Here is a 26,207-nt window from a genome sequence, read left to right as displayed (position 1 = left end):
GAGAATGAGATGCAAGAATTGCAAGGCTCTTGGCAGCCTCCAAAATGACAAAATTTTTGTTCGTGTCCAGCGACGCGCGCTTCAAGCTATTCTTGGAGTACTGCTGGCCTTCGCTGCCCCGTTTGCAGGCCACGCAAGTCTAAACAACTCACAAAACTCGGTATGTTCAGATGCGACGCTTGCCGCTGCAAATAAAACAGGTGTACCGGTAGAAGTCCTATATTCTATTTCGCTAGCCGAGACAGGCCGGAAGAAAAACGGAAGCTTTTCGCCCTGGCCCTGGACAGTAAATATGGAAGGCAAAGGTGTCTGGTTCGATTCAAGAAACCAAGCTTTCGACTATGTTCAAGATAGTTATCTAGGTGGCGCGCGCAGTTTCGACATTGGTTGTTTTCAAATTAACTACAGATGGCACGGCCACAATTTCTCTTCGATCCAAGAAATGTTCGACCCGGAGAAAAACGCGATATACGCGGCGCGGTTTCTGAAAGATCTCTATCAGGAAATGGGCAACTGGGAAGACGCTGCCGGCGCATACCACTCACGTACACCCGAGTTTGCCAACAAATACAAAAAACGCTTCAAACGTATAAAGAGTTCGCTACCTAAAGATGCCATAACGGAGACCCATTCCGAAGAACAGGACAGCAACAGCGTAGTCGCAAACGAGAACCTGTTCCCGCTTCTACAACAAACAGATCAACTACCAGTACTCGGCTCCCTCGTACCAATGGGCGAGCGACAAACATCGCGTTTCATAGCAAGCAATTAGGTCATCCAAAATGCGTTTCTCGAACCAGATTCCTTTGCTATTCAGCCCAACGGTACTGCTGGCTTTGGCCTTGATGGCAGTTATCGTAATGATGATTTTGCCCGTCCCTTCTTGGGTTCTCGACGTTGGATTAGCTGCTTCGTTTGCTCTTGCGATATTGATGTTTACGGTCACCCTATTCATCGAACGCCCCTTGGATTTCTCAGCGTTTCCGACGGTTCTGTTAGCATCACTCATGCTGCGTTTGTCGCTCAATGTGTCATCGACCAAGCTCATCATCGGCCAGGGGCATACCGGTGCGAACGCAGCCGGCAATGTGATTCAAGGCTTTGCAAGCTTCATAATGAGCGGCAGCGTTTTCTTGGGGTTAGTCGTTTTTGGTGTTCTTCTCATTGTCAACTTCATCGTCATCACTAAAGGCGCAGGCCGAATGGCTGAAGTGGGAGCGCGGTTTGCATTGGACGCGATGCCCGGCAAACAACTGGCCATCGATGCAGACATGTCCGCAGGAGCAATAAGCCACGCCGAGGCGAAAGCCCGCCGTGAGAACGACCAAGCCGAAACAACCTTCTTTGGGTCTCTCGATGGTGCGTCAAAATTTGTGAAAGGCGATGCTGTTGCAGGGCTTCTCATTACACTGCTCAATCTAGTGATGGGGCTTGTAATGGGCTTGGTTGTTCACAAAATGCCAGCGGGGCAAGCCCTAGAGACCTACGCAATACTAACAGTCGGAGATGGCTTGGTTTCACAGATTCCAGCCGTCATAATCTCTATCGCCTCGGCACTCTTGCTTGCACGCGGCGGAGCAACGGGCTCAACAGATCTCGCAATTTTCTCACAACTCGGACGCCACCACTCTGCGCTCGCGACCGTCGCTTTCCTTATGGGCGTATTTGCTCTGGTTCCGGGGCTTCCATTTCTCCCATTTATGCTCGGCGCGGCTTTGCTTGGTTCTGCATCTTGGTTTGTTTATACGAAAAACAAAGCCCAGGCCGATGAAATCACTTCCGAAAACAACGCCGAACAGGTCGCTGCTGAAAAATCGCTAGGGGATTTGTTGGATCTTGATGACATCCATATAGAATTTGCGCCCGATCTCATAAATATGGTGCTCGACCCAGCAACAGGACTCGACGTCAGAATCGAGAATATGCGCAAACATATTGCAACCGTCTACGGTTTGGTTCTTCCCGAAATACGGCTTTCTGATAACGCTACGCTTCCAAACGGTACCTACATCATCAAAATTCAAGGTGTCGAACAAGCAAGCGACCGAGTTGAGCAAGACAAGGTTCTCGCATTGCTGGCCGACAACCAAGATCTTCTGGAAGCAGGCACCAATGTAAAGGAACCTGTATACGGCGCTCCGGCCCGCTGGATAAACTCCGAGAATCAAGAGGCTGTTGCCACGTCAGGCATCACAATTGTGTCCCCCAGCGAAGTGCTCGCCACACACCTTTTAGAAACAATTAAGAGCAACTTCCCGCGGCTTCTAACGCTGAAAGCTCTTCGTCGCATACTTGAGGAATTCACAAATCTTTCAGACGAATCTCGCGCGCGCGCAAATCAGCAGCTACTTGACGAACTCATTCCCGAAAAAGTGCCCGTGGATCTTCTGCTTAGCGTGATGCGCCAGCTGCTCGAAGAGCAAGTTTCTGTACGTAATCTTGCACTCATTCTGGAAGCCATCTCTGAAGCTCGACCTGTGTATCAAAAAAGCGAAGGCATTACAGAACACGTCCGCCAGCGGCTTGGCTTTCAACTCGTCTCTGAGATTCGCCGCGACGATGGCTCAATCCCTCTTGTCCAACTCGCTCCGGAATGGGAAGCGACCTTCAATCAGTATCAAATCGAGGGTGATCGAGGGCAAATAGACGTTGCCCTTCCTCCTGACGAATTCAATTCTCTGGCTGATGGAATTGCTCAGAAAGTCGCCCGCGCCGGAGAAAACGGAGCGTTCCCAGCAATCGTAACTTCAAGAATGCGGCGGCGTTTCCTCAGAACCGTTCTGACCGCCAAAGGCATCTCAAACCCAGTCCTTTCATTTGAGGAAATTGGAACAGACGCCAAACCAGCGCTTGTTGGGTTTGTCACGAAATGACAGCCGACCTTTCCATACTCTTAGCTCAAAATCAGGCGATTGTTACGTCATTTTTCCTTACTTTCCTGCGAGTCGGCGCAACAATGGCACTACTGCCAGCATTCGGTGAGCAAGCAATTCCAATGCGAATACGTCTGGGCCTATCGCTAGCATTCACTGTACCGGTATATTCAATCTTGTTTGCAGAGCACCAAGCGTTTGCGGAAATTGGGATTGTTGAAGTAGCCGTCGAAATAGTTGCCGGACTGTCCTTGGGCATAATTCTTCGTTCATTCGTCTTCGCACTTCAAATGATTGGTGCGATTGTTGCTCAATCGATTTCGCTTTCGCAAATGTTTGGCACGGCATCATCGGAGCCACAGCCCGCCATCGGGCACTTGTTGTTCTGGGGGGGGCTCTCGGTGGCGCTCGCAAACGGATTTCATCTTCTCGTTATCGAAGCGTTCATACTCTCCTATACTGTTTTACCCATTGGGCAGCTTCCATCTGGTGAAAATCTTACCAACTTAGGTGTTAGTCACATCGCCAGAGCATTTTCGCTCGCCTTTGTCCTTTCATCTCCGTTTCTCGCTGCTTCTCTCCTCTACAACGTTGCAATCGGCGTCATTAACCGTGCGATGCCACAGTTGATGGTCGCGATGGTCGGTGCACCAGCGATCACCTTAGGAGGAATTGTGCTTCTTCTGCTGATCTCGCCCGCAATTATCTCCCTTTGGTGGGCAGCATTTTCTGAAACTCTTTTTAATCCGTTTTTGAAACCTCAATGAGCCAAAACGACGAAGGTGAAAAACAATATGAAGCGTCTCAGCAGAAGCTGGATGACGCTCGAAAGAAAGGTGAGATTCCGCGCTCAACGGATTTGATAACAGCTGCGTCTTTTACAGGTTTTCTAATTGCGTTGTTTGTGTTCGGGCCAAATGCAATTCCGCGCTCAGCGGCGGCACTTTCCATATTACTGCATTCTCCACAAAACTTCGTAGCTGCAACGACAACTGCGAGTTTGACCGGAGCAATTGCTTCATCACTGTTTCCGTTAGCCCCTCTTTTCGTCTTGCCCGTAGTGATGGTTATTGGTGTCGTATTCTTTCAGAAAGGCTTTGTTTTTGCGCCAGCAAAACTCGAACCCAAACTGTCCAAAATCTCTCCGCTGTCGAACTTGAAGAATAAGTTTGGTCGTTCAGGGTTATTTGAGTTTGGCAAAAGCACAGCAAAACTGGTGCTGGTTTCAATTATTCTCGGCGTATTTCTAGCGAAGAAGCGCGCTGTAATTCTATCAATCGCAAACCTCTCCGCGCAGCAAGCAATCATTGGAATGATGTCGCTGATAGTCCAATTTGTTGTGGTCGTAGTGTTGATTTCCGTTTGTATCGGCGTAGTTGATTATCTGTTCCAGTACAAAGAACATCACCGGAAAAACATGATGTCTCGGAAAGAACTAACAGACGAACAGAAGAATTCCGAAGGCGACCCACATCAAAAAGGGCAGCGTCGTCAGCGAGGGCAGGAAATTGCACTCAATAAAATGATGATAGAAGTACCAAAGGCTGATGTTGTGCTGGTTAACCCTACCCATTTCGCTGTTGCGTTAGTTTGGAACAAAAAGAGCGGAGGCGCTCCGGTCTGCGTTGCAAAGGGAGTAGATGAAGTTGCAATGAGAATCCGCGAAACAGCGATCGAGAACGGCGTCCCAATCCACCGAGACCCGCCCGCAACCCGCGCCATCTATGCTACTGTCGAACTTGGCGAAGAAGTCCATGCGGAACACTACGAGGCCGTTGCGCTTGCGATCCGTTTCGCAGAGAGCGTTCGAAAGAAAGCAGGAAACCTTACATGAAGCGGCGCAACCTAGAAAAACTCAAGATTCTTGCAAAGCTCAAACTCGACACCGAGCTCGGCAAGTTAAAAGCATTGGAAAGTGCTAACCAAATTCTATCGGAAGAGTTCACGTCTCTAGCTCAATCTGCAGCTTGTTACGGGACAGACACCGATATCGAAACCACCATCGCTTACTGTGAACTCAGTTCGAGGTGGAACGACTGGCGATCAATGCGCGCGGTGGAGATAAACACAGAGCGTTCAAATATTATGGCCGAGATTGATGCCCAGAAAAACAAAGCGGCCAAGGCTTTTGGGCAAACTCAAGCTCTTAAGTCGCTTTCAAAATCGAAGAATAGTCGCTAGTTCGATATGTTCTGCCTAACGATATCGGTGATAAGAACATCGGTAACTTGATTGTCTGTTGCCTCTCTAACCGACGCAAGCAACCTAGTTTGCAGAAGGTCGAGATTGTTGCGCGAAGCAAATTGCCCGTCAAAGCCACCTTCATTCGCATGATCAAAAAGTACTGCCAGAAGCTCATTGCGGATTTTTGGCTCCATTTCAAATACAGCTTCTTTCTGCCCCTCTTTCACCTCAAGACTCAGCGAAAGAACCGCCAATGCTCCCACATCATTTTCACGAACAATAGGAACAACAAACTGGTTACTAAGTTTTAAGTACTCGCTTGAGGTGCTTTCAATTTCAGCCACCTCCAATGGGTGAGTTTCCGTTGTGTCCAATGTGCATTCATCATTCAATGCTGCCTGCATCAGTGGAACCGCTTTAGAAGAGCCAAAACCCACCGCAATTCCAAATAGACACAATATTATTGGTAGTAGGAACTTCATCGCGCGCCTCAAAATGGTAACACAATATCGGCTATCTGCTGACCGTATGCGGGCTGCTGAACCGTCGTAATTTGACCGCGGCCGCCGTATGAAATGCGGGCCGACGCGATTTTGTCATAGGTAATTTGGTTTTGGCGCGTGATGTCTCCAGGTCGAACATAACCAGAAACAAGCAATTCCCGAATTTCGAAATTGACCCGAACTTCTTGCGATCCCTGAATTGCCAAAACGCCGTTTTGTAGAACATCAACGACGGTAGCCGCGACTCGAAGCGTGATTTTCTCTTTGCGCTTCACTTGGCCGTCGCCTTGGTGCGAGGTAGACGAGTTCGTTTCAACTGCGTTTGCCATGTTTGCCCCAACAGGAAGCAACTCGTTTGCACGTTGGGGCAACCCAAAGAACGAAGGGATCCCCATAGACTTCTGCCCATCACGGCTCCGTTCGGTGGAATTGGAAATTTCTGCTTTCTCATCTATCTCAATTACAACAGTGAGAATATCTCCCCGCTTCAGCGCTCTTCGATCTCCAAGAAGCGATTGCTGCTCTCTGCTCCAAAGCGAGGCGATGTCTTTGCGGCTGCGGTCAACCGTTGCCGGAAATCCAGGCGACATCATTGCATTGTATTCTGGGCCGGTAACGGAATTGGTAAAGTCGGGAGCACGCCCAACTTCCTCCAACGGTGAACAGGCTACAGCGCCACAGAGAAAACCGGCAGAAATCAGTACTTTTTTCATAATCATCCTATTTAACTTTGACACTTCCATCCGTCTGAACAACGCCCAGAACCGTCGACCGCGACGCCAAATTCATGACCTTAATTGAATCTCCGGCGCCGCCCCGACCGAGCGCGCGCGCTTCGGTAGCAATGAAGATTCCACCTTGGGAATAAATCAGCAAAACTGGCTGGTTTCGGGCAACGACAGTAGGTGCGCCGATAGAACCCGCTTGGATTGGCTGGCCAGCATAAATTGCAGTTTTAGCTTCAAGCCCTGCGATGTTTGTTGCTGCATCAATCGCGCCGGCAACATTGCCCTCGGCAATGGCGTAATCGCTTGCCTCGATTATGTCGCCGCTTCTGAGCGTTCTCGCCGCAACAAGAATATCAGAACTCGCAACGTCAGCGCTAAATAGAGTTGCGGCAATGAACATGAGCAGCCTCATTATCGCACCTGTGAAGTTGCGCTAAGCATCTGATCAGCGGCGGTAAGCACTTTGGCGTTTAGCTCATAGCCTCGTTGGGCTTCAATAAGTTCAGTCACTTCTCGAACAGCATCAACCGAAGACGACTCGAGATAACCCTGGCGCAGAGTTCCTATTCCGTCTTCCCCTGGTACCGAAATGTTAGCTTGGCCAGATGCCGCAGATTCAAGAAAAAGGTTCGAACCAATGGCCTCAAGACCTTTCGGATTTGAAAAACCAGCTAGCGTGAACTGACCCAGCACTTCTGGCTCAACACGATCTGAAAAATATGCATAAACTTCGCCCTCCGCGTTGATTGAAATACTGCGAGCATCATCTGGAATGGTTATGTCCGGCACCACGGGATAGCCGTCTGACGTAACAATCAAACCTTCAGCGGAGCGGTGTAAACCACCGTCGCGAGTGTAAGCTGAAACGCCGGATGGGAGCGTAACTTCAAGGTATCCAGCCCCCTCGATGGCGAGGTCAAGATCACCGCCAGTTTCAGCAAGCGACCCTTGCGCAAGTTGAACCGTAACTGCAGTTGGACGAACGCCAAGCCCAAGCTGTACGCCGGTTGGAAGCGCAGTCCCATCCGAGGAAACGATCGTTCCAGCCCGTGTTTGCTGTTGGTAATGTAGGTCCGCAAACTCCGCGCGGCGCGCGTTGTACCCGGTAGTGTTCATATTCGCCAAGTTATTGGAGATCGTTTCAACCCGCATCTGTTGGGCAGACATACCGGTCGCGGCAATTGCTAAAGCTCGCATGTGTTTCCCTTTCGATTAGCCGAGAGTTCTCAGAACAGAACGAATGCGCTCATCTTCTTTTTCCAGAAAGTTCTGCCCCTGTTCGTAAGCGCGCTGGACCTCGATCATCCGAGACACTTCTATGATTGGATTTACATTTGAATCCTCGACAAATCCCTGAAGAACCTGACTTTCGGTTTGCGGCCGAAGATCGCCCTCAAATGCGAAGCGAACACCATTTTCACGGGATAGGCTGTTGGTTTCAGTTGGTTCGAACACCCCGATCTGGGATATTGGGCGACCGTCTGCGGTCAACGTACCGTCGCTGCCTATGCTAATTTCCAAGGCATCCGGAGGCACAAATATCGGTGCTTGACCCGCGTCGAGGACTCGCGCGCCATCAGGTGTCACCAAATCCCCCTCGCTATTGGCAAGAAATGCCCCACCACGAGACAACCGTTGTCCACCCTCCGTTTCGACTAGGAAAAACCCGTTTCCCTCGATGGCGAGATCGAACGTTCCGTTGGTTTGCTTCAGTGCCCCTTGCGAAAAATCTGTTCTGGCGACACTCGCATGGGCCATCGACAGGCTTTCGCTTTCTGGATCAAGGGCCTTGATATGTTCCGCGAACACGACGCCTTCTTTGCGAAATCCAGTGGTCGAAAGGTTCGCAATATTGTTGGCAACCGCTTGCATTTCTTTCCGCAAGCCTGTTTGCCGAGTGAGCGCGGTATAACTTGCATTGTCCATTGGCTACACTCCCGCAATCAGTGGAACGAGGCCGCTTTTAAAGAACGAAACCAACGTTTCGGTCATAAACCCCATTGTCATCCAAAACACGACGAGCATCGCGCCCAGTTTGGGCACAAAAGTCAGCGTCATTTCCTGAATAGATGTGAGAGCTTGGAATAGGCCGATAATCAAGCCAGCGACCAATGCAACGACAAGAATAGGCGTTGAAATAACAACTGCGATCCAAAGCCCCTGCCGTAGCGTATCGTAGATCTGAAATTCATCCATGATTACACCGGCATCCGTAGAATTTCCTGATATGCCTCAACGACCCTATCTCGCACGCTCACAGCTGTTTCGACTGCAAGTTCGGTCTGCGCGAGCGCCTGAACAAGAGAGTTCGGGTCTGCTCCGCTCGTCATCGCCGCTTTAGCTTGCTCTTCACTGTTGACCAGCGTGGTTGCAAAATCTTGCGCAACTTTCGTAAACGAACCAGAGGTTTCACCCGAAGCTGGTTTCGGCGCCGTCGCCGTACGCATTGCGTTGTAATTTTGCGCGGCCAAAGTTGTGTTGATATTCATAAAAACTCTCCTTTATCGACGGAGTAGGTCGAGCAAGGCCGACGACATTTGCCGTGCTTGATCGAACATCTTCAAATTCGCCTCGTATGAACGTTGCGCCTCTCGTGCATCTGCAACTTCAACAATTAGCTCGACATTCGAGCCTTCGTAGTGACCTGAAACATCTGCGAGCGGGTGAGAGGGATCGTAAACTCGTTGCAGCTCAGTTTTATCCAGTTGCACTGCTCCAATTTGCACGCCACCAGCCGCTGCGCTTTTCCCCGCAATCTCCTCGAACGAAATGGTTTTCCGTCGATAGCCTGGCGTATCCGAGTTTGCGATATTTTCTGACACATGCCTCAGCCTGCTAGCCTGCGCTTGCATGCCACTGCTTGAAAGGGTCATTGTTTTTAATAGATCACTCATCTAGCTCGTCCCTTTCCTAGCGAATGCTCGTTCGAAGAACGTTAAGCGTGGACTTGTAGATCGCGATCGCCGTGTCAAAATCATGCCGCGCAATGCTGGCATTCATCAGCTCTCGCTCAAGACCGACGTTATTTCCATTGGGGGACGCTTCAGCTTCGGATGGAACAATCGCATCCTGTACAGAAGTCGGTGAATGTTGGAAATCCAGATGCCCAGAGCGTGTTGATTTCAACTGCGTATCGCTACTGCTTCCATAGAGCTCAGCGAAAGGTTTAACCGTCTTAGCTTTATAAGCTGGCGTATCCGCATGAGCTACATTCTCAGCAATCACGGATTGCCGCGTAGATGCGTGGTTGGTCATCGCTTGAGACATGCGAAGAACTGATATGTTTTCAAACACAGGGCTTCTCCCTTGATCGGCTTCAACCAACTCTTAACCCTGATTCCTTTAGAAAGGGTTTAGTGATCAAAAGGAGAACAGAATGTCGCTCGAGCAACTGAATTCGCTTACCTCACAAATTGAAGAGCTTCAGCTTTCACGCGCAGTTGGGCGTGTTCTCGAAATTTCGCAAAACACCGTTTGGGTGGCAGGCTTATCAGATCATGTAAGTGTTGGAGATAGCATCACGGTTGTCCGTAAATGCGGGACATCTGTTGAAGGAGAAGTGCTGGTCGTTACACCCGGCCGGGCGAAAATGCTTTTAGCCGAGAATGTTGATGGCATTCGAATTGGTGATCGTGTTTTGCATTCTGGATCATTTCAATTGTCTCCGAGCACGTCATGGATTGGACGCGTCATTGATCCATTTGGTCAACCGCTTGATGGTCGAAAATTACATCAAGGGCCAAACAAGCGCCCTATTCATGGGGCTCCGCCATCGCCCACAAAAAGAAAAGCGCTTGGCGAACGTATGGAGACTGGCCTCGCGGTTTTTAACACACTACTTCCAATTGTGCGCGGGCAACGCATGGGACTATTCGCCGGATCTGGCGTTGGCAAATCAACACTCCTATCCCAACTTGCAAAAGGAATGTCGGCCGATGTGGTGATAATTGCACTGGTTGGCGAACGCGGAAGAGAAGTTCGTGAATTTATCGAAAACGGTCTTGGCAAAGAAGGTCTCGATAAGGCGGTTCTAATCGCCGCAACATCAGATCAGTCGCCTCTAACGCGGCGCAAATGTGTCTTTACAGCAATGACGGTTGCTGAGTATTTCCGTGATCTAGGGCTTCAGGTTTTGCTTTTGGTCGATTCAATTACACGCTTCGCGGAAGCTCATCGCGAAGTTGCACTGGCCGCTGGTGAGAATGCCTCGCTCCATGGATATCCCGCGTCGATGTCACACGCGATCATGTCACTTTCCGAAAGAGCCGGACCAGGAAAGGTTGGCGACGGCGACATTACGGCGATCTTCACCGTGTTAGTGGCAGGGTCCAATATGGAAGAACCAATCGCCGACATAATGCGAGGGGTGCTTGATGGGCACGTGATCCTAGACCGAGAAATCGCTGAACGTGGAAGATATCCTGCTGTTAATTTACTTCGATCTGTTTCACGTAGTTTGCCATCCGCAGCGAACGACAATGAGAACAAACTTATTCAAAGAACACGCCAACTTCTCGGAGCCTATGAAAGATCAGAAGCGATGATCCAAGCAGGCTTATATGCGAAGGGTTCTGATCCACTCATTGATGAAGCTATTTCAATCTGGCCAACGTTAGACGAATTCATTGGGTCGGCGGATGCACAAGGAATTGAAAACAGTTTTGAACAGCTTAGAAATTGCATTGGTTCGACTATGGAATGAAATGTTGGGCTCCCCATATCTTAAGTCCGCATCAATAGCCGAGAAGGCCGCGACTACTGGAGGCTTGCAGCAACTGCAAAGCAGTTGATTGAGCGTTAAACGATTGGTTCGCCTGCTTGATTTGCGAATTGATTAGGAACTTTTGAATAAGCTCATCGCGCGCTTCTTTGTCTGCAAACTGAGAGAGGTTCGGTGACGCAAACGACTTGGCTGCTTTCTCTGAAAAAACTTCGAGTTGCTTATCCAAATCTAAAGTTCCAAAGGACTTTGGTAAGTTGAACGCCGTCTCAAAAACTTCTCTTAGCGGCGGGCTTCCCATGACCAAAAACCATTTGGCCTTCTCACTTTTGTCGCTCGACGCAATTTCAGTTAATTTGCGCTGAACCGTTAGCCCTAATCGCATATTCTGGTCTTGCTCGCCCACCGCAGTTTCAAAACTTTGTTTTTGATATGCACTTACGATTTGCTCTGCGAAACTGCTTTTCTGTGTGTTGGGAACCTGTTGATCGAATCCAAAGGCTTTTGTTAGCTCAAAGTAGCGCTTATCCGACAACCTATTTGCAAAAGCTCCTTCCGCAGCCGATCCTTCTTCGAGCACCTTTCGAATGAAAGCTTTATTCGGAATATCCTCGGATAACCCGAATGCTCCAAGCGAGACCTTTAACAGAGTGTGATCTCTAATTAGGTCCTGGGCATTTTTTACGCTGCCTATTTTTTCTTCGAAGTACTTCACCTCGCGCGCCAAAACAGGTGACTTATTCATGAGTTGGGACTGATCTTCTCTTGTCCTCTCAAGAAATTTCCATCCTGCATATCCACCTACAGGAATAATGGCTTGGAATGTCATGATGCTTTTGATGCGGCGAATAGCCTATCTTCTCTTGGCAAAAGAGCTCTCAAGGATTTGAGTGCAAAATAGAAACGCCCGTCGAGCACAGCATTTGTAGCGTTCGTTAATTGTTCGCGGCTATCAATATCGGTCAGTACTTGGCTTAATTGCTCGACTCCTCTGAGAATTTGCAACTTGGCGTCATCTGGCTCGGCATCACCGGACAAAACCAGTTGCGCGATGTAGCAAACGCGCCGGACAGGTGTGTTTGCGTCCTCTGGATGAATAGCGTCTTTAAGTCGAAGAATATTGGCGTTTGGCGTTACAATTGACAAACGCGACCGCCTCTCGCCATTTTCGATTACCGCACCATTTATCAGCACTCTTTCTTTCGGTCCGAGCTTAAGTACAAGTCCACTCATTGGTTCGCTGCTCCCGCTTTTAGGCCACGCATTATCGACATATTAATTTCAATTAGAACTTGAGCTGATGCCTCTCGCTTGAGCACCTTCCGCGTATGTAGATTGGTAAACTCGGCAAGATAAAAAATTCTTGCTTTAAGCTCTTGAGGCAGAGGGTTTTTTTCCTCGGCAACATCAGCGGCGAGTATCGTCCAAAGTTTCCGGTTTGTGTCTAGAGCTTGAACAAGAGAATTGAACCCTTTTTTGCCTTTTTCTTCGGCGGATTTCAAACTGTGTGAAATACGTGCAAAAGCTTCAAACTCAATGCTTTTAGGCGTTCTTATTGTCTCTCGAGTTGTTCCATAGGCGGACTGCGCCTTTTGAATTGCGTTCACTCCGAATCCTTCCGATTGAACAATTTCATAGAATAGTCGGAGCGCTATTGTTTAGTGCTCCGACTGTAGGTTTGAGTTAACGGAATAGAGACAAGATCGACTGTGGTGCCTGATTTGCAATCGATAGGGATTGTACGGCAAGCTGTTGCTGAGTTTGAAGCGCAGTTAGCCTAGCTGATACTTCTTCCATATCTGCATCAACCAACGTCCCGATTCCCGACTTTAGCGAGTCGGTGAGTTTGCTGATGAAATCGCTCTGGTTCTCAATCCGTGCCTGTGCGGAACCAAAATTCGCCCCTGCGTCGATTGATGATTGAATTAGCGTTTCGATGCTATCCAAAGCAGAGCTAGCTCCTGCGTCGGTGCGCACGTCGATTTTATCGAGCCCAAAAAGACCACCCGAAGCCTTCCCGTCTTGGTTCGCCGCAGTTGACAAAGCAAGAGACGTTGAGCCGGTTCCATCATTGTCAATCTGAACGCTCCACTGCTTTGTCGTAGCATCCTGAACAACCTTAGTGGTTACGCCAGCAATACTACCGCCATCAATTGCAGTTTTAAGGCCCTTGGCTACATCCTCCATACTTTCGCCTTTGCCAGCGATGTAGTTGTAGGAATTAGAGCCGACAGTCACTTTATAGCTATCGCCTTCGGAAACAGCTGCTGCAGTCGACATATCGATCTGCTCAGCGCGCTTGCTGATATCCCCCGTTGCGAGCGTAAGAGAACCTGTGCCGTTCAACGATGTGATGAGTGCGTCACCGTCTCCAGCGGTTGAAGACGCAGACGTTACGGAAAGGTCTTCAAAGGCACGCGTGGAGCTAATTGTAAGATCACCACCGGACGAAGATGCCGTGACACCATCAAGACCAAGGCCATTGATCGCACCCTCAAAAAAGCTGGCAACATCAGCAACTGCAGCGCCCGTCGCAGTAAAGCTAAGCTCAACTCCGGCAACCGTCAAAGTTGCAGTATCATTCGCTGCCCAAGTATTCGCATAAGATACAACTGCGGTGTTTGCCGAGGATGCCACTGCAGATGCGCTATCTGCGATTACCGCATTAGCGGATATGTCAGTGCCTGAACCATATGTCCCTGCGGCCGTCGATTGATCCTGACGAGAGATCGTAATGTTTGTGGCTGCAACCGAACCATCTGCTGAACGATCAAGAGAAGACAGAATATCAACGTCTTCAGTCCCTTGAATGAGGTTCAGACCGTTAAATTGCGCAGCACTAACCACCGCAGTAATCTGATCACGAAGCGCAGAAATATCTGTCTGAATTTTAGTCCGGTCGACATTCTCCTCCTGTGCCGCAACGATCTTGCCTTTAATGTCAGTCAACAAGTCGGTTACCGTTTCAGAAGCCTGTCGAGCAACCGCGACCGTAGATTCTCCGAGAGCAAGGCTATCGGAAATTGCCTTAAAGCCGTTCACGTCTGCTTCCATAACTTTGGAAATTGCCCAGACAGCAGAATTGTCTTTAGCAGAAGATACCGACTTACCCGTCGAAATCTCGTTTTGGGTAGTCGCCATATTTACATTTACGCCTTTCAGCGTTTGCAGCGCGACCATTGCACCTGTGTTTGTCAGAATACTAGACATATTGCTTTCCTTAACTGTATGCGCTTTTGCGCAGTCATGAATTTACACCTCGAAGATGTGCGAATGCCGTTCTGACATGTCCTCGAAGCCCTTTTTCAGAGCTTCAGCCTTCCCCTTGGAAGTGATTTAAAAATGGGGGTGAAACGTGAACACTATCCTAACCTCGGATGTCCATTTCATGCCAATTTGACACAAATGGCGCGTTATTAAGATCGGGATTCGAAGCTTGTCATGCTTGTGCCGCCGATTTGTACGCGCGCCCCATTTTGGGAATAAGAAACAATGCCTGCCTGGCGGTTCTTATGAGCGGAAATTCTCCCGTTTACGCCCCGGATCGTTCTTATTGTCGTCGCAAGTAGCGCTTGATTTTCGGACGCCTTTTTTCGCAAAGTATCGAGCGCCAACCTGTCCGGCGCTTCGCCTTCCAAAAGCATTTCAAAAAGTCGCTTCTTTTCCGCCAGAATAGATTCAAATTTAAGGATATCTCCGGAAAGGAGCCGAGCACGCTCCAAATCCAAAGTGTCAGAGAGTTGAGAAATTGTATCTGAGCTATTCATCGACGCGCTCCTTCAATGCCTCAAAAAGAGACTGGGCGAGCCCGATTCCTCCCTTCTCTACCATCGCTTCCGCCTGAGCTTGCCGAAGAAAAGAGCTAAACTGCTCCTCGCCTGCTCCGCCCCCCATGGTTTCGCTGGTTTTGCCTAAACCCGCAGCCTTCAGCATCTCAGCTAAGAAGTTCGCCTCCAGATCCTTTGCCACCTTCATGAGCTCCGTATCAGATGACACATTAGTTTTCAGCGGAACAACGGGCGTGGTGTGATGGATACTCGTCATAGATTACCTGCAATTGTATGCATTTTCATGAGTATGCGATGTGATCAGTAAATAACTAGTAACTATCTAGCGCTTAAGTTCTCTCGAGGAAGAATTCCGGAGACTTTGGATGAAAAGCACTATTCTCGCGCAACTCATGACGGCGCTACCCACAATATCCGCACCGGAAAAGCCGCGTGGCGAAAGTGATGTTTCTGGTGCTGAAAGCTTCTTAAACGCTCTGTCAGAGACGCAACTGGAAGGCGCCTCTTTTCAAGAGTCGATTATTGGTGGCGAAGTCCCAGCGGCCCAACGCACAATCCCGGTCGATGTTGTTTCAACTCCGAGAGCGTCTCTCATCCAAATGGATGCGTCGGATGGCTTGAAGATGGGGTCTGTAACAGCACCCGCTCTACAGGAATTATCGCTGGTCGGTCATACAAGTGAAGCAGCTTTTGATGATCGCAAGATCGAGAAAACACAGAATGACATTAGTGTCCCCCAAGAAACGCCTACTTCTGTGCTTAATAACTCGATCGAAATCACCAGAGCGACCACAGCCGATGCACGCGATACCAATGCCCAAGAACAGGGCTACAACTCTACTCCTTTGAATGGCACGCAAGGCCAGTCTGAAGCAGCACCCATCGGAAACGAGGTTCCAGAGCTAGCGGCGGCAATAAGCGATAAACGTATCGACCAGCCATTGGAATCTAACACCGACAAGTCCCAGAAAAAACGTGAGGCACCCGCACCGATCCAAGGGAAATACGAGAGCTGGAGCGACGAACAGGCGGGAACAGTTAGTACTCAATCGCCTCCAGATCAACAAAGACCCAAAGAAACTTGGAACCCAGTTTACCACTTTAAAGAACCACAGAATAGGACGCTTGCTGGTGGAGATGGACACAATCCGCAGGCATCACAAACTTACAAAGTTGCCCATAATACCGGGCAAACTCCGTTCGCACCAACTCAGACGAGCGTTCCATCCGAACCCACAGGGGTCCGTTTGCAATCTACCAACATCGAAACGGAAACTGCTCAGATCGAGTCTGTAACTCAACCGCAGACACAAGAAACTACGAAACCAACTCCGTCGGAGTCTTCCGCTTCCCTTGGTGCTTATCGAAAGGATCAAACAAGCCAACGCGATCAATCGGTCGTTGCAAACACCGACGCGAGCACAAACTCGACTCATAAACCTGAAGTTCCCAAAGACATTCTCCATAGCGAAGCGCCTATAGGAATCTCTACGCACGAAACCACCGCTGCGTCACGCCCAGAGAAGCTAGAATCTACAGCGCAATTGGATCGACCGAAATTCGAGCTGCCGAAAGCACCAAGCAATGTTCAGGCTGGTTCGAATGAACCGCAGCATCTCGCCTCCAGTTCATTGATTGAAATTGCTCAGATAGATGATCCGCAGCCGAGAGAGACCGAGATCGAAACGAGCTTTAGCCGAATTGAATCCTCAGCATCAGCACCCACGACGTCTTCAAGGGAAGTTGCAGGTTTGCGACCAGAGACACCTAGACTGATTGTGCAGCAACTCGCCCAATCATTCCCGCATGAGCCCAATCGCCCAATAGAAATTGCCTTATCGCCGGAAGAGTTAGGAAAAGTTCGGCTTACGCTCCTGCCAGCTGAACACGGCATGATGCTTTCTATCGTTGCAGAACGGCCTGAAACGCTCGATCTCATGCGCCGCAACATCGAAATGCTCTCCCAAGGCTTTCAATCGCTGGGATACGAAAGTACGGCTTTCAGCTTCTCCCAATCTGGTTCGGAGCACATCCCCGATCAACACAGGCGCGACCAAGAAGACATTTCTGACTTCAGCGCTTCAACCAAGAATGGTTCTGAAACTCTCCCACCAAGAAAACTCAAATTGGGGTCCGCCGAAAGTGTGGACTACCGCGTCTAGAAAGGACACAGATGGAAATTTCCTCTCAAACCCCGCCAACTCAGACATCGGAGCCAATCAGGGAATCAACCGCCGATCGGAAAGCACTGGCCTCAGACTTCGATACCTTCCTCACGATGCTGACAGCGCAAATCAACAATCAGGACCCGTTGAATCCGACGGACTCAACCGATTTTGCCGCGCAGCTTGCCACGTTCTCCAATGTTGAGCAGGGTGTTAAGACAAACGAATTGTTGGAGAATCTTGTTGCGAGTTACGGTTCAAACGGGATGTCTCAAGTCGCGAGTTGGGTCGGCATGGATGCCCGCTCATCTGCCCCAACAAAGTTTGATGGCGCCCCAATTACACTTGCGCCAAATCCACCAAGCGGTGCTGACCAGACATTCCTGTTGGTTCGGAACGAATTGGGGACCGTTGTTCAAAGAACCGAGATCCCCGTTACCGACGAGCCCTTCGAATGGACGGGGCAGAATACTGCGGGATCACCAATGCTTCACGGTAACTATAGCTTTTCGCTAGAAAGCTATAGCGAAGGGGAGCAGCTAGCGACCAAACAAATAGAAAGCTATTCGCAGGTTGTTGAAGCTCGACAAGATGGAGGCACAACCAAACTTGTTTTGGATAGCGGCGCAATTGTCGCTGTTGATGAAGTCACGGCTCTACGTAAGGAATAGCGAGTGTTGATCATTCGAGCCCGTCTGACTAGCTTGCCCAGACATTTATTTGGTACAGGCAAGAGATGGCAGAAGCTCCGCAAATTCTTCAGGATAGACTCTGCGCCGAAGGCCTAGCCAAGGACAGCACGGTCTGGACGCCTCTTAAGGGTGGTCGGAGCAATCGTTCATGGAAGCTACAATCCGAAACCGAAACGCTCGTTTGCAAGCTCTACCCGAAAGAAAGCACGAACCCCCTCTTTCCCAACAGAGCGGGCGCAGAGTTTGCCGCGCTGACCGAGCTCAGTGGAAAAGGTATTTCACCAAACCCGCTAAAACTCCTCAGTGCGCGTGAGGGGCTTTGCCTAGTCTATGAATACCTTGATGGCGAGATTTGGAAACCAACCCGCGAAAGCGCCTCCAAGCTCGGTAAGGCAATTCGGTTTCTCCATAACCAGAACGCTCCGTCATTGCTGAAGGCTGGCCTGCCTGTTGCATCAAAACTCTTACTTCAAGGCCAGAAAATCCTGTCTCTGTGCGAAGAGGCAGAAAAGCAGTTACTTCCTCCCCCGCCTGACCTTCCATATATTTCAGAAACACCTCCGGTGTTCCTGCACGGGGATCTCGTTCCCGCGAATATCCTTGTTACGCAAACGGGGATCCAATTCATCGATTGGCAGTGCCCCGCAATCGGCGACCCTTGCGAGGACTTTGCAATATTCCTCTCTCCCGCGATGCAAATCCTATATGGCGAAGGCCCGTTAAGCGACGCAGACGCACGCACTCTGCTTCAAGCGTACGGCGATCCCTTGCTGCAGAAACGCTTCCAGCTTCTGACACCGTTGTTTCACTGGCGCATGGCGGCTTACTGCCTGTGGAAAATCTCGCAAGGGGATCGCGACTACGAGAAGGCGCTCCAAGCCGAACTCACAGCGCTAAAGGCCTAAAAAAGTGTTCCGGCCCAAACACCCGCCAGAGCTACGCCCGCGCCCAACGCGAACATACCAGCGCTCCCGAGGCCACGCGATTTCGCACGCTTTTCTTCAGGCTGGGTTTGCTTCATCAACACCTGCTCCGCCAATTCCGGCAACAAAGGGCTAAGGCGGCTAAGCACACGAGCGGACTGTGCGAAATCCTTAAGGAAGGCACGCGGGCCGAGGTTCGTCTTGATATAATCCTCAACAACAGGGCGCGCGACATTCCAGATGTTGATGTGCGGATCAAGCGAACGCGCGACCCCTTCGACAACAACCATTGTTCGTTGCAACAAGATCAACTCGGTGCGGGTCTCCATTCCGAAGCGCTCCGTCACCTCGAAAAGGTGATGCAGGAGGCGACCCATGGAAATGCCCGTAGCATCCATTCCAAAAATCGGTTCACCTACAGCGCGAATGGCACTGGCAAACTCATCCACATCACGGTCAGCAGGAACATAGCCGGCCTCAAAATGGACCGCCGCGACCCGTTTGTAATCTCGTTGAATAAAGCCGTACAAAATCTCTGCGTAAACACGGCGAGTGTATTCGTCGATCCGGCCCATAATACCGAAATCATAGGCAATAATGTCGCCATTTGCGGCGATCTTCATGTTGCCTTGATGCATATCAGCGTGGAAATAGCCGTCGCGCAACGCGTGGCTCAAAAAGAGTTGCAAAACACGCGCTGCAATCTTGGTCCGGTCGTGGCCCGCAGCATCGAGCGCATCATTGTCACCGATTGGAACGCCTTCAGCCCATCCAAGTACCATGACCCGTTTGCCAGACAAATCCCATTCCGGATCGGGGATTTGAATACCAGGGTCTTTGGCTGTGCTCGCAGCAAACTCAGACGCCGCAGCACACTCGAGCCTTAGGTCCAACTCGCCCATCACGCCTTTGTCGAAATGAGTTATCACATCCGTCGGTTTCAAACGGCGAGATGCTGGGGAAAGAAACTCGAAAAGGCCAGCCGCGAAATAGAAAGCATCGATGTCTTTTCGGAATGCTTTTTCGATGTTGGGCCGCAAAACTTTAACCGCAACCTCTTTGCCGTTTTCGGCCAAGCGCGCGCGATGGACTTGCGCGATACTTGCCGCCGCGACGGCATCGCCAAACTCGCTGAACAGCTCCGATGCCGGCCGATCCAATTCTGCTTCAATGGATTTAATTGCTTCTTCGGTCGGAAATGGAGGGAGCTTGTCCTGTAGAACGCGCAATTCCCGCGCCAAGTCGGCACCCGCGATATCGGGACGGGTCGAGATCATCTGGCCGAACTTAATGTAGGCTGGCCCCAGCGCATTCAACGCACGCACAACAGGCGACAGCGCCGGATCTCCTTTTAGCCCCAGCCAGCGAAACGGCCAGACCAGACTGCGCAGCGGAATGCGAATGATCGGCGGCGCATCAATTGCATCGAGAATAACGGCCATGGCACCGGTCCGCTCGAAAGTTGCGCCGGTTCGTACAAATCGCCAGATATTATGAGGGCCGCGCATCTAGATTTTCCATCCTGAGTGAAGTGCGGCAATTCCCATCGAGAGATTCCGATACTTAACATTGTCGAAGCCAGCTTTGCGGATCATGCCTGCAAAAGTTTCCTGATCGGGGAACTTGCGGATAGATTCGACCAGATACTGGTAGCTCTCTTCGTCGTTGGCGATCATCTTCCCCATTTTCGGAATGACATTGAAGGAATAAAGGTCATATGCTTTCTGCATCGCTGCATTCGGCAATTGCGAGAACTCCAGAACCATGATCCGACCGCCAGGGCGCAATACGCGAAACGCCTCGTCGAGTGCATCCTGAATGCGCGTTACATTCCGAATGCCAAAACTGATCGTATACACATCGAAAGAGTTATCAGGGAAAGGCAAAGCCATTGCATCGCCGACGACCCAATCCAACTCATCCGCCCGTTCGCGAGCCTGCGGGCGCTGTGCGCCCTCAACCAGCATACTCTCGGTCATGTCGCATATCGTTGCATGGCCATGTCCGGCGCGCTTCAGGAACTTAAACGAAATATCCCCCGTGCCGCCGGCCACATCAAGAAGCTGCTGGCCTGCTCGCGGCGCGAGCCAATCCATCATCGCTTCCTTCCAGATGCGATGGATTCCCATCGACATGGCGTCGTTCATCACGTCGTATTTCGAGGCGACATTGGTGAAAACACCATGCACCATGCCCGCTTTTGCATCCTCGTCGACGGTCTGAAAACCGAAGTGAGTTGTTTTTTGGGAGTTCTCGGTCATTTTGACTTGCCCATTCCTAAATCACACCACTCTTATAGAGCGCTCAGTCTTGGTTACAATGAACGCCGCACAGAAGGAAACATTTCATGCCCGAATTACCCGAGGTAGAGACGGTTCGTCGCGGGTTGTTACCAGTAATGGAGCGCGCGGTGATAACAAAAGCCGATATCCGGCGCCCCGATCTGCGCTGGCCCTTTCCGCCTGATATGGCAGCGCGGTTAACAGGGGCGCGGATTTTGGGGTTGAGACGCAGATCAAAATACATTCTTGCGAACCTTGATACCGGAGAAACACTTCTGATCCATTTAGGCATGTCGGGTCGGATGCTGATATCCGGCGGAACGGTTGGCGATTTTCATTTCAACCATCCCGCACCAGAGAAACACGATCATGTTGTGCTCGATTTCGACAACGGCGCTCGTGTGACATTCAATGACCCACGCCGTTTTGGCGCTATGGACTTATTAAATACCGACACTGCGGAGGAGCACAAACTCCTCAAAGTCCTTGGCCCGGAGCCCTTCGGGAATGAGTTTAACGAAACCTACCTCGCCGAAAAACTCGCAACCAAAACAGCACCAATGAAATCCGTACTTCTAGATCAAAGAATCGTCGCGGGATTGGGCAATATCTATGTCTGTGAGATTCTTTTCCGCACGGGCATATCGCCACGTAAACAGGCAAAAAAACTTCGGCAGCGTGATATTGCTGCACTGGTTCCTGCTATCCGTGATGTTCTGTCTGAAGCGATTGAGGCAGGAGGCTCAACACTAAAGGATCACAGGCAGGCAGACGGAGATCTTGGCTATTTTCAACATAGTTTCAAGGTTTATGGCCGCGAAGGAGAGTCTTGTGTGAACACAGAATGCAACGCGAAAATCGAGCGTATTTCCCAATCGGGCCGTTCGACATTCTATTGCCCCACGTGCCAAAGATAGGTTGAATGGTCTCGCAAGACTGATAATCCAAGAGCTAACTGTAACAAATTGGTACCTGAACATGGCTTATGAGACCCTGATCGTCGATGTCGAAGACCACGTCGCTCTTATTAAACTCAACCGACCCGAAGCACTAAATGCGCTCAATTCGACACTTCTGGGCGAATTGGCGGATGCTTTAGAGGCTGCCGAGAAGAACGACAAAGTCCGCTGCATTGTTCTGACAGGTTCGGAAAAAGCATTCGCCGCGGGCGCAGACATCAAAGAGATGGCGGATAAGAGCTTTGTCGACATGTTTGGCTCTGACTATTTCGGCGCCGAGACAACACGCCTCCTGAACAACCGAAAGCCAATCATCGCCGCCGTCGCGGGCTATGCTCTTGGTGGCGGATGTGAGCTTGCAATGATGTGTGATTTCATCATCTGCGCCGACAACGCGAAGTTCGGGCAGCCCGAGATCAACCTCGGCGTTATTGCCGGAATGGGCGGAAGCCAGCGACTGACTCGATTCGTCGGCAAGTCGAAATCAATGGATATGCACCTGACTGGCCGTTTCATGGATGCCGAAGAAGCGGAACGCTCCGGTTTGGTAAGCAGATTGGTCCCCGCCAAGAAACTTATGGATGAAGCCTTGAGCGCGGCCCACAAGATTGCGGAGAAGTCCCAACTCGCAACGAAAGCGGCCAAGGAAGCGGTCGATAGGTCCTATGAAACAACGCTTTCCGAGGGGCTGCTCTATGAACGGCGTTTGTTCCACTCGCTCTTCGCGACTGAGGACCAAAAAGAGGGAATGGCAGCGTTTCAGGAAAAAAGAGAAGCGCAGTTCCGCGATAAGTAGGAAAAAGCGCGAAAACCCCGTTGACTTACGAGCGAGTCGGGCCTAGAAGCCCAACTTCAGATTTACACGACCCCAACAAGTGGGAATTCGAGATATGGCAAATTCGCCCCAAGCTAAAAAACGCGCCCGTCAAAACGAGCGTCGTTTCCAAGTAAACAAAGCACGCCGTTCGCGCGTTCGCACCTTCCTCCGCAAGGTTGAGGAAGCGATCGAGTCCGGCAACAAGGAAGATGCAACTGCTGCACTTCGCGCTGCTCAGCCAGAGCTGATGCGCGGTGTGACTAAAGGCATCTACCACAAAAACACAGTCGCTCGTAAACTGTCGCGCCTTTCGGCACGCGTTAAGGCAATCGCCTAATACGAATCGACTGCTTTGGTTATTGAGAGAGCGTTCCCTATGGGGGCGCTCTTTTTTTGTCGTTGCGACAAAAATGTTTCTTCAAAAGAGACTAAAAAAGGGCTTCTCAGATTCGTTTGAAGAAAGACAGAGTCAAGGCCGAAGATAAGTTGCGCGTGTCGCTGAACCCTTGCTAGCTTGTCCATGCGATTCACGTCGCGTCTGAAGAGTCGACATCAACACAGCCGAAGTAGAACAAACGCCGGGCAACCAGTGGTTTGACATCTCGGCGAGAGAACAACGCTGGGTTGATTTGTTTCTCAAGGCTTGGTTCTGCCGCTGCCTTGAGTGGTTAAAGCGCATTTTGCGGAGATATTCTTCGCGAGCGCGCCGCATCCCTCTTCGCCCCCTCGCTTGTGTGAGGCCAGGTTGTTTGCTGGAATTCGGGAGTTCCAGCGTAGCGAGCTGTCACAAGTCCCGGATTCTATGTGAGTCCGAACGGGGAAGGCGTTTGCGTTATGTCAATGACGCAAACAGTCGGAGCGTGGTTGCTTTATTTGGGGATTCTGGAATCGCTGCTGCGGTGGTTTCAGGAATATTTGACGAAGCGGGTAAGACAAGAATGACCAACGAGACCTGGGGATCGGTACGGGAAGAGCTGCAAAGAACTGTTGGAACGAGCAACTTCACAAATTGGATAGAACCACTTGAGTTCTCCGGATTTCGTGATGGCGTTGCCGTTTTCTCAGTTCCGACAAGTTTCATGGGAAACTGGGTCTCTCGCAATTTTGGCGAGCAGATCAAACACCTGCTGAATGAAGCAGGAGAAGCGGTTCACCGTTTGGAATTCGCTGTGGCCAAAACCGCAACGCGCACCGCTCCCAAGAAGTCCCAAGGCGCTACCCCTGCCCAAACACAAACCCAAGCCCCCGAAGTAGAGCTTCCCGGCGCGCCGCTGGATTCGCGTTTTACGTTCGACAGCTTTGTTGTCGGCAAACCTAACGAACTTGCCCACGCCGCCGCCAAACGCGTGGCCGAAGGTGGCCCCGTTTCATTCAACCCTCTGTTCCTTTACGGTGGTGTTGGCCTCGGTAAAACACACCTGATGCACGCTATTGCTCAAGAGCTTCAGAGCGAGCGCCCCGACCTGAATGTCGTGTACCTCTCTGCCGAGCAGTTCATGTACCGCTTTGTTCAAGCGCTTCGCGAACGCAAGATGATGGATTTCAAGGAACTCTTCCGCTCGGTTGATGTTCTGATGGTTGATGACGTGCAATTCATCGCGGGCAAAGATTCAACGCAGGAAGAGTTTTTCCATACGTTCAACGCGCTGGTCGATCAGAACAAACAGATCATCATCTCTGCCGATCGCGCACCCGGTGAAATCAAAGAGCTTGAAGATCGTATCAAATCGCGGCTGCAGTGCGGCCTTGTGGTTGATCTTCATCCGACCGATTACGAATTGCGCCTTGGCATTCTGCAGCAAAAGGTCGAACTCTATCGTAAACAATATTCCGGACTGGTTCTGGCTGATGGCGTTCTTGAATTCCTCGCCCACCGCATTTCAACGAACGTCCGTGTTCTTGAGGGCGCGCTGACCCGATTGTTTGCCTTCGCGTCTCTCGTGGGTCGTGAGATTACGCTCGAACTCGCTCAAGACTGCCTCGCAGATATTCTCCGCGCTTCTGATCGCAAGATCACAATCGAGGAAATCCAGCGTAAAGTAAGCGAGCATTACAACATCCGCCTTTCCGAAATGATTGGCCCAAAGCGTGTGCGAACAATCGCACGTCCACGTCAGGTTGCGATGTTCCTTTCCAAGCAACTCACCAGCCGTTCGCTCCCAGAAATCGGACGTCGGTTCGGCGGGCGCGACCACACGACCGTGATGCACGGCGTGAAGCGCATTGAAGAGCTTAAAGCGCATGACAACCAGATCGCAGAAGACCTTGAACTGTTGCGCCGCAGCCTAGAGGCTTGAAAACCTTCGCTGAGGGGGCTTCTGCCCTTGACGCCCCCCTCATATCGTCGGACATTCCATTGAACTCGCAACATCGGGCGGAGGCTTTGCCTCTTCGCCCCTGCACCTGTCGGTAGGAGCAACAGAATGAAAATCAGTATCGAACGCGCCGCACTTCTAAAAGCGGTTTCGCAAGCACAATCCGTGGTCGAGCGTCGCAACACGATACCTATCCTCGCCAATGTCTTGATCGAGGCCGAGGGTGAGGCCGTTTCTTTCCGCGCCACCGACCTTGATATTGAAGTTGTGGACAAGACCCTTGCGCAAGTTGAACGCGCTGGCGCAACAACGGTTTCGGCGGTTCTGCTTCACGAGATCGTCCGCAAGCTTCCTGACGGTGCACTTGTTCAATTGACCGACGATGGCGCATCTGGTCGCTTGACTGTCGAGGCGGGCCGCTCCAACTTCTCGCTGGCCACGCTCCCGCGCGAAGATTTCCCTGTGATGGCCACTTCAGAATACACCGCCAACTTCACGGCGAGTGCGGTCGTGCTGCGTCGCTTGTTCGATAAGTCGAAATTTGCGATTTCGACGGAGGAAACAAGATATTACCTGAACGGTGTCTTCATGCATATCGCTGATGCCGAAGGCGGCAAAGTGTTGCGTTGTGTGGCCACAGACGGTCACCGTCTAGCCCGCATTGATGCTGACCTTCCAGAAGGTGCTGCGGACATGCCCGGTGTGATTGTTCCCCGAAAAACTGTTGGCGAGTTGCGCAAGCTTCTTGAGGACGACGATGTGCAAATCGCCGTTTCTGTAAGCGAAACTAAGGTGCGCTTTGCCACACCTGAAATCACGCTGACTTCCAAAGTCATCGACGGAACCTTCCCAGATTACACACGCGTTATCCCCGCCGGTAACACGCGCAAGCTTGAGGTCGACGCAGCCGAATTCGCGAAAGCTGTTGATCGTGTATCCACTGTGAGCAGTGAGCGCAGCCGTGCGGTTAAACTTTCACTCGATGAAGACCGTTTGGTACTTTCCGTCAACGCGCCAGACAGTGGCGCTGCGGAAGAGGAGCTCGCCGTGGCTTATGGCGACGAACGTTTGGAGATCGGGTTTAACGCCAAGTATCTTCTTGAGATCGCAAGCCAAGTTGATCGTGAGAACGCAGTGTTCATGTTTAACTCTGCTGGTGACCCAACTTTGATGCGCGAAGGCAATGACACCTCGGCGGTCTATGTTGTCATGCCGATGCGAGTCTAAGGTTTGCCCGTATTAGGGCAAACACAAAGCG

30 protein-coding genes are annotated in these 26,207 nt (G+C 50.8%); 14 read left to right on the top strand and 16 right to left on the bottom strand.

Annotated features, from left to right (window positions below; all coding sequences use genetic code 11):
• Positions 1-4: 4 nt before the first annotated feature.
• The 5 genes from N9C89_RS00820 to N9C89_RS00800 are packed head-to-tail and all read left to right on the top strand — an operon-like array spanning position 5 to position 5,054.
• On the top strand, positions 5-772 hold the full coding sequence (locus tag N9C89_RS00820; RefSeq protein WP_263951912.1) for a lytic transglycosylase domain-containing protein: 768 nt from the start codon (positions 5-7) through the stop codon (positions 770-772).
• A 10-nt stretch (positions 773-782) separates the two neighbouring features.
• Positions 783-2,873, top strand: a complete 2,091-nt coding sequence (gene flhA, locus N9C89_RS00815) for a flagellar biosynthesis protein FlhA (RefSeq protein ID WP_263951911.1) — start codon at positions 783-785, stop codon at positions 2,871-2,873.
• Positions 2,870-3,640: a flagellar biosynthetic protein FliR gene (locus N9C89_RS00810; RefSeq protein WP_263951910.1), complete on the top strand. Its 771-nt coding sequence runs from the start codon at positions 2,870-2,872 to the stop codon at positions 3,638-3,640. The genes flhA and N9C89_RS00810 overlap by 4 nt, the downstream gene beginning before the upstream one ends.
• Complete coding sequence (locus N9C89_RS00805; protein WP_263951909.1) at positions 3,637-4,707, top strand: flagellar biosynthesis protein FlhB; 1,071 nt, start codon at positions 3,637-3,639, stop codon at positions 4,705-4,707. The genes N9C89_RS00810 and N9C89_RS00805 overlap by 4 nt, the downstream gene beginning before the upstream one ends.
• Entirely contained in the window at positions 4,704-5,054 is a 351-nt protein-coding gene (locus N9C89_RS00800; protein ID WP_263951908.1) for a hypothetical protein, read from the top strand. Before N9C89_RS00805 ends, N9C89_RS00800 begins: the two co-directional genes overlap by 4 nt.
• Here N9C89_RS00800 and N9C89_RS00795 read toward each other — a convergent pair.
• From N9C89_RS00795 to N9C89_RS00755, 9 genes are read right to left on the bottom strand one after another with little or no spacing between them, the layout of a single operon-like run.
• Positions 5,051-5,539 carry a flagellar basal body-associated FliL family protein gene (locus N9C89_RS00795; protein WP_263951907.1) on the bottom strand — a complete coding sequence of 163 codons (489 nt, stop codon included), beginning with the start codon at positions 5,537-5,539 and terminating at the stop codon, positions 5,051-5,053. The two genes, N9C89_RS00800 and N9C89_RS00795, sit on opposite strands and share 4 nt — an antisense overlap.
• Before the next feature lie 8 nt (positions 5,540-5,547).
• Entirely contained in the window at positions 5,548-6,273 is a 726-nt protein-coding gene (gene flgH, locus N9C89_RS00790; protein WP_263951906.1) for a flagellar basal body L-ring protein FlgH, read from the bottom strand.
• Between the two features lie 7 nt (positions 6,274-6,280).
• Positions 6,281-6,700 (bottom strand): flagellar basal body P-ring formation chaperone FlgA, encoded by a 420-nt coding sequence (gene flgA, locus N9C89_RS00785; protein ID WP_263951905.1) that lies wholly within the window; start codon positions 6,698-6,700, stop codon positions 6,281-6,283.
• The gene (gene flgG / locus N9C89_RS00780; RefSeq protein WP_263951904.1) at positions 6,700-7,485 is read right to left on the bottom strand and encodes a flagellar basal-body rod protein FlgG; all 786 of its coding nucleotides are present in this window, start codon (positions 7,483-7,485) and stop codon (positions 6,700-6,702) included. Before flgG ends, flgA begins: the two co-directional genes overlap by 1 nt.
• Positions 7,486-7,500: 15 nt before the next feature.
• Positions 7,501-8,214, bottom strand: a complete 714-nt coding sequence (locus N9C89_RS00775) for a flagellar hook-basal body complex protein (RefSeq protein ID WP_263951903.1) — start codon at positions 8,212-8,214, stop codon at positions 7,501-7,503.
• 3 nt (positions 8,215-8,217) lie between these two features.
• Positions 8,218-8,484, bottom strand: coding sequence for a flagellar biosynthetic protein FliQ (locus N9C89_RS00770; RefSeq protein WP_263951902.1), 267 nt, complete (start codon positions 8,482-8,484; stop codon positions 8,218-8,220).
• A gap of 2 nt (positions 8,485-8,486) precedes the next feature.
• Complete coding sequence (gene fliE / locus N9C89_RS00765; RefSeq protein WP_263951901.1) at positions 8,487-8,777, bottom strand: flagellar hook-basal body complex protein FliE; 291 nt, start codon at positions 8,775-8,777, stop codon at positions 8,487-8,489.
• A gap of 12 nt (positions 8,778-8,789) precedes the next feature.
• A complete protein-coding gene (gene flgC, locus N9C89_RS00760; RefSeq protein WP_263951900.1) occupies positions 8,790-9,182 on the bottom strand; it encodes a flagellar basal body rod protein FlgC in 393 nt (130 codons plus the stop codon).
• A gap of 16 nt (positions 9,183-9,198) precedes the next feature.
• Entirely contained in the window at positions 9,199-9,582 is a 384-nt protein-coding gene (locus tag N9C89_RS00755; RefSeq protein ID WP_263951899.1) for a FlgB family protein, read from the bottom strand.
• Between the two features lie 82 nt (positions 9,583-9,664).
• Between N9C89_RS00755 and N9C89_RS00750 the strand changes: the two genes are divergently transcribed.
• Positions 9,665-10,990, top strand: coding sequence for a FliI/YscN family ATPase (locus N9C89_RS00750; protein ID WP_263951898.1), 1,326 nt, complete (start codon positions 9,665-9,667; stop codon positions 10,988-10,990).
• A 31-nt stretch (positions 10,991-11,021) separates the two neighbouring features.
• Here the strand turns inward: N9C89_RS00750 and N9C89_RS00745 are convergent, their stop codons facing one another.
• The 5 genes from N9C89_RS00745 to N9C89_RS00725 all read right to left on the bottom strand — a co-directional run bounded on the left by N9C89_RS00745 (position 11,022) and on the right by N9C89_RS00725 (position 15,052).
• Complete coding sequence (locus tag N9C89_RS00745) at positions 11,022-11,837, bottom strand: DUF1217 domain-containing protein (protein ID WP_263951897.1); 816 nt, start codon at positions 11,835-11,837, stop codon at positions 11,022-11,024.
• On the bottom strand, positions 11,834-12,241 hold the full coding sequence (gene flbT / locus N9C89_RS00740; protein ID WP_263951896.1) for a flagellar biosynthesis repressor FlbT: 408 nt from the start codon (positions 12,239-12,241) through the stop codon (positions 11,834-11,836). Before flbT ends, N9C89_RS00745 begins: the two co-directional genes overlap by 4 nt.
• On the bottom strand, positions 12,238-12,615 hold the full coding sequence (flaF, locus tag N9C89_RS00735) for a flagellar biosynthesis regulator FlaF (protein ID WP_263951895.1): 378 nt from the start codon (positions 12,613-12,615) through the stop codon (positions 12,238-12,240). Before flaF ends, flbT begins: the two co-directional genes overlap by 4 nt.
• A gap of 76 nt (positions 12,616-12,691) precedes the next feature.
• The gene (locus tag N9C89_RS00730) at positions 12,692-14,218 is read right to left on the bottom strand and encodes a flagellin (RefSeq protein ID WP_263951894.1); all 1,527 of its coding nucleotides are present in this window, start codon (positions 14,216-14,218) and stop codon (positions 12,692-12,694) included.
• Positions 14,219-14,767: 549 nt separating this feature from the next.
• Positions 14,768-15,052 carry a rod-binding protein gene (locus N9C89_RS00725; RefSeq protein WP_394358463.1) on the bottom strand — a complete coding sequence of 95 codons (285 nt, stop codon included), beginning with the start codon at positions 15,050-15,052 and terminating at the stop codon, positions 14,768-14,770.
• A gap of 109 nt (positions 15,053-15,161) precedes the next feature.
• On the opposite strand from N9C89_RS00725, the gene N9C89_RS00720 reads away from it, so the two are divergent.
• The 3 genes from N9C89_RS00720 to N9C89_RS00710 all read left to right on the top strand — a co-directional run bounded on the left by N9C89_RS00720 (position 15,162) and on the right by N9C89_RS00710 (position 18,558).
• Complete coding sequence (locus N9C89_RS00720) at positions 15,162-16,958, top strand: flagellar hook-length control protein FliK (RefSeq protein WP_263951893.1); 1,797 nt, start codon at positions 15,162-15,164, stop codon at positions 16,956-16,958.
• An 11-nt stretch (positions 16,959-16,969) separates the two neighbouring features.
• The gene (locus N9C89_RS00715) at positions 16,970-17,632 is read left to right on the top strand and encodes a flagellar hook capping FlgD N-terminal domain-containing protein (protein WP_263951892.1); all 663 of its coding nucleotides are present in this window, start codon (positions 16,970-16,972) and stop codon (positions 17,630-17,632) included.
• Between the two features lie 65 nt (positions 17,633-17,697).
• Positions 17,698-18,558: an aminoglycoside phosphotransferase family protein gene (locus tag N9C89_RS00710; RefSeq protein ID WP_263951891.1), complete on the top strand. Its 861-nt coding sequence runs from the start codon at positions 17,698-17,700 to the stop codon at positions 18,556-18,558.
• Here N9C89_RS00710 and ubiB read toward each other — a convergent pair.
• Both ubiB and ubiE read right to left on the bottom strand, forming a co-directional pair.
• A complete protein-coding gene (ubiB, locus tag N9C89_RS00705; RefSeq protein WP_263951890.1) occupies positions 18,555-20,084 on the bottom strand; it encodes a 2-polyprenylphenol 6-hydroxylase in 1,530 nt (509 codons plus the stop codon). The genes N9C89_RS00710 and ubiB overlap by 4 nt on opposite strands.
• Entirely contained in the window at positions 20,085-20,837 is a 753-nt protein-coding gene (gene ubiE / locus N9C89_RS00700) for a bifunctional demethylmenaquinone methyltransferase/2-methoxy-6-polyprenyl-1,4-benzoquinol methylase UbiE (RefSeq protein ID WP_263951889.1), read from the bottom strand. It abuts the gene before it with no gap.
• 86 nt (positions 20,838-20,923) lie between these two features.
• Here ubiE and mutM point away from each other — a divergent pair, with 86 nt between their 5' ends.
• From mutM to dnaN, 5 genes are all read left to right on the top strand, one after another.
• Positions 20,924-21,775, top strand: coding sequence for a bifunctional DNA-formamidopyrimidine glycosylase/DNA-(apurinic or apyrimidinic site) lyase (mutM, locus tag N9C89_RS00695; RefSeq protein ID WP_263951888.1), 852 nt, complete (start codon positions 20,924-20,926; stop codon positions 21,773-21,775).
• A gap of 61 nt (positions 21,776-21,836) precedes the next feature.
• Complete coding sequence (locus tag N9C89_RS00690; protein ID WP_263951887.1) at positions 21,837-22,613, top strand: enoyl-CoA hydratase; 777 nt, start codon at positions 21,837-21,839, stop codon at positions 22,611-22,613.
• A 94-nt stretch (positions 22,614-22,707) separates the two neighbouring features.
• Complete coding sequence (gene rpsT, locus N9C89_RS00685; RefSeq protein ID WP_263951886.1) at positions 22,708-22,971, top strand: 30S ribosomal protein S20; 264 nt, start codon at positions 22,708-22,710, stop codon at positions 22,969-22,971.
• Between the two features lie 601 nt (positions 22,972-23,572).
• On the top strand, positions 23,573-24,931 hold the full coding sequence (gene dnaA / locus N9C89_RS00680; protein WP_263951885.1) for a chromosomal replication initiator protein DnaA: 1,359 nt from the start codon (positions 23,573-23,575) through the stop codon (positions 24,929-24,931).
• A gap of 126 nt (positions 24,932-25,057) precedes the next feature.
• Positions 25,058-26,176: a DNA polymerase III subunit beta gene (gene dnaN / locus N9C89_RS00675; RefSeq protein ID WP_263951884.1), complete on the top strand. Its 1,119-nt coding sequence runs from the start codon at positions 25,058-25,060 to the stop codon at positions 26,174-26,176.
• Positions 26,177-26,207: the final 31 nt, after the last annotated feature.

Source organism: Halocynthiibacter sp. SDUM655004 (genome assembly GCF_026015885.1).
Lineage (GTDB): Bacteria > Pseudomonadota > Alphaproteobacteria > Rhodobacterales > Rhodobacteraceae > Falsihalocynthiibacter > Falsihalocynthiibacter halioticoli.
Note: the sequence above shows the minus strand (reverse complement) of the source record. Positions and strands in the feature narration are given on the sequence as shown.

Coding starts and splice junctions, on each gene's coding strand:
- N9C89_RS00820 (WP_263951912.1), top strand. CDS start 5: ATGAGATGCAAGAATTGCAAGGCTCTTGGCAGCCTCCAAAATGACAAA.
- flhA (WP_263951911.1), top strand. CDS start 783: ATGCGTTTCTCGAACCAGATTCCTTTGCTATTCAGCCCAACGGTACTG.
- N9C89_RS00810 (WP_263951910.1), top strand. CDS start 2,870: ATGACAGCCGACCTTTCCATACTCTTAGCTCAAAATCAGGCGATTGTT.
- N9C89_RS00805 (WP_263951909.1), top strand. CDS start 3,637: ATGAGCCAAAACGACGAAGGTGAAAAACAATATGAAGCGTCTCAGCAG.
- N9C89_RS00800 (WP_263951908.1), top strand. CDS start 4,704: ATGAAGCGGCGCAACCTAGAAAAACTCAAGATTCTTGCAAAGCTCAAA.
- N9C89_RS00795 (WP_263951907.1), bottom strand. CDS start 5,539: ATGAAGTTCCTACTACCAATAATATTGTGTCTATTTGGAATTGCGGTG.
- flgH (WP_263951906.1), bottom strand. CDS start 6,273: ATGAAAAAAGTACTGATTTCTGCCGGTTTTCTCTGTGGCGCTGTAGCC.
- flgA (WP_263951905.1), bottom strand. CDS start 6,700: ATGAGGCTGCTCATGTTCATTGCCGCAACTCTATTTAGCGCTGACGTT.
- flgG (WP_263951904.1), bottom strand. CDS start 7,485: ATGCGAGCTTTAGCAATTGCCGCGACCGGTATGTCTGCCCAACAGATG.
- N9C89_RS00775 (WP_263951903.1), bottom strand. CDS start 8,214: ATGGACAATGCAAGTTATACCGCGCTCACTCGGCAAACAGGCTTGCGG.
- N9C89_RS00770 (WP_263951902.1), bottom strand. CDS start 8,484: ATGGATGAATTTCAGATCTACGATACGCTACGGCAGGGGCTTTGGATC.
- fliE (WP_263951901.1), bottom strand. CDS start 8,777: ATGAATATCAACACAACTTTGGCCGCGCAAAATTACAACGCAATGCGT.
- flgC (WP_263951900.1), bottom strand. CDS start 9,182: ATGAGTGATCTATTAAAAACAATGACCCTTTCAAGCAGTGGCATGCAA.
- N9C89_RS00750 (WP_263951898.1), top strand. CDS start 9,665: ATGTCGCTCGAGCAACTGAATTCGCTTACCTCACAAATTGAAGAGCTT.
- N9C89_RS00745 (WP_263951897.1), bottom strand. CDS start 11,837: ATGACATTCCAAGCCATTATTCCTGTAGGTGGATATGCAGGATGGAAA.
- flbT (WP_263951896.1), bottom strand. CDS start 12,241: ATGAGTGGACTTGTACTTAAGCTCGGACCGAAAGAAAGAGTGCTGATA.
- N9C89_RS00730 (WP_263951894.1), bottom strand. CDS start 14,218: ATGTCTAGTATTCTGACAAACACAGGTGCAATGGTCGCGCTGCAAACG.
- N9C89_RS00725 (WP_394358463.1), bottom strand. CDS start 15,052: ATGACGAGTATCCATCACACCACGCCCGTTGTTCCGCTGAAAACTAAT.
- N9C89_RS00720 (WP_263951893.1), top strand. CDS start 15,162: ATGAAAAGCACTATTCTCGCGCAACTCATGACGGCGCTACCCACAATA.
- N9C89_RS00715 (WP_263951892.1), top strand. CDS start 16,970: ATGGAAATTTCCTCTCAAACCCCGCCAACTCAGACATCGGAGCCAATC.
- N9C89_RS00710 (WP_263951891.1), top strand. CDS start 17,698: ATGGCAGAAGCTCCGCAAATTCTTCAGGATAGACTCTGCGCCGAAGGC.
- ubiB (WP_263951890.1), bottom strand. CDS start 20,084: ATGCGCGGCCCTCATAATATCTGGCGATTTGTACGAACCGGCGCAACT.
- ubiE (WP_263951889.1), bottom strand. CDS start 20,837: ATGACCGAGAACTCCCAAAAAACAACTCACTTCGGTTTTCAGACCGTC.
- mutM (WP_263951888.1), top strand. CDS start 20,924: ATGCCCGAATTACCCGAGGTAGAGACGGTTCGTCGCGGGTTGTTACCA.
- N9C89_RS00690 (WP_263951887.1), top strand. CDS start 21,837: ATGGCTTATGAGACCCTGATCGTCGATGTCGAAGACCACGTCGCTCTT.
- rpsT (WP_263951886.1), top strand. CDS start 22,708: ATGGCAAATTCGCCCCAAGCTAAAAAACGCGCCCGTCAAAACGAGCGT.
- dnaA (WP_263951885.1), top strand. CDS start 23,573: ATGACCAACGAGACCTGGGGATCGGTACGGGAAGAGCTGCAAAGAACT.
- dnaN (WP_263951884.1), top strand. CDS start 25,058: ATGAAAATCAGTATCGAACGCGCCGCACTTCTAAAAGCGGTTTCGCAA.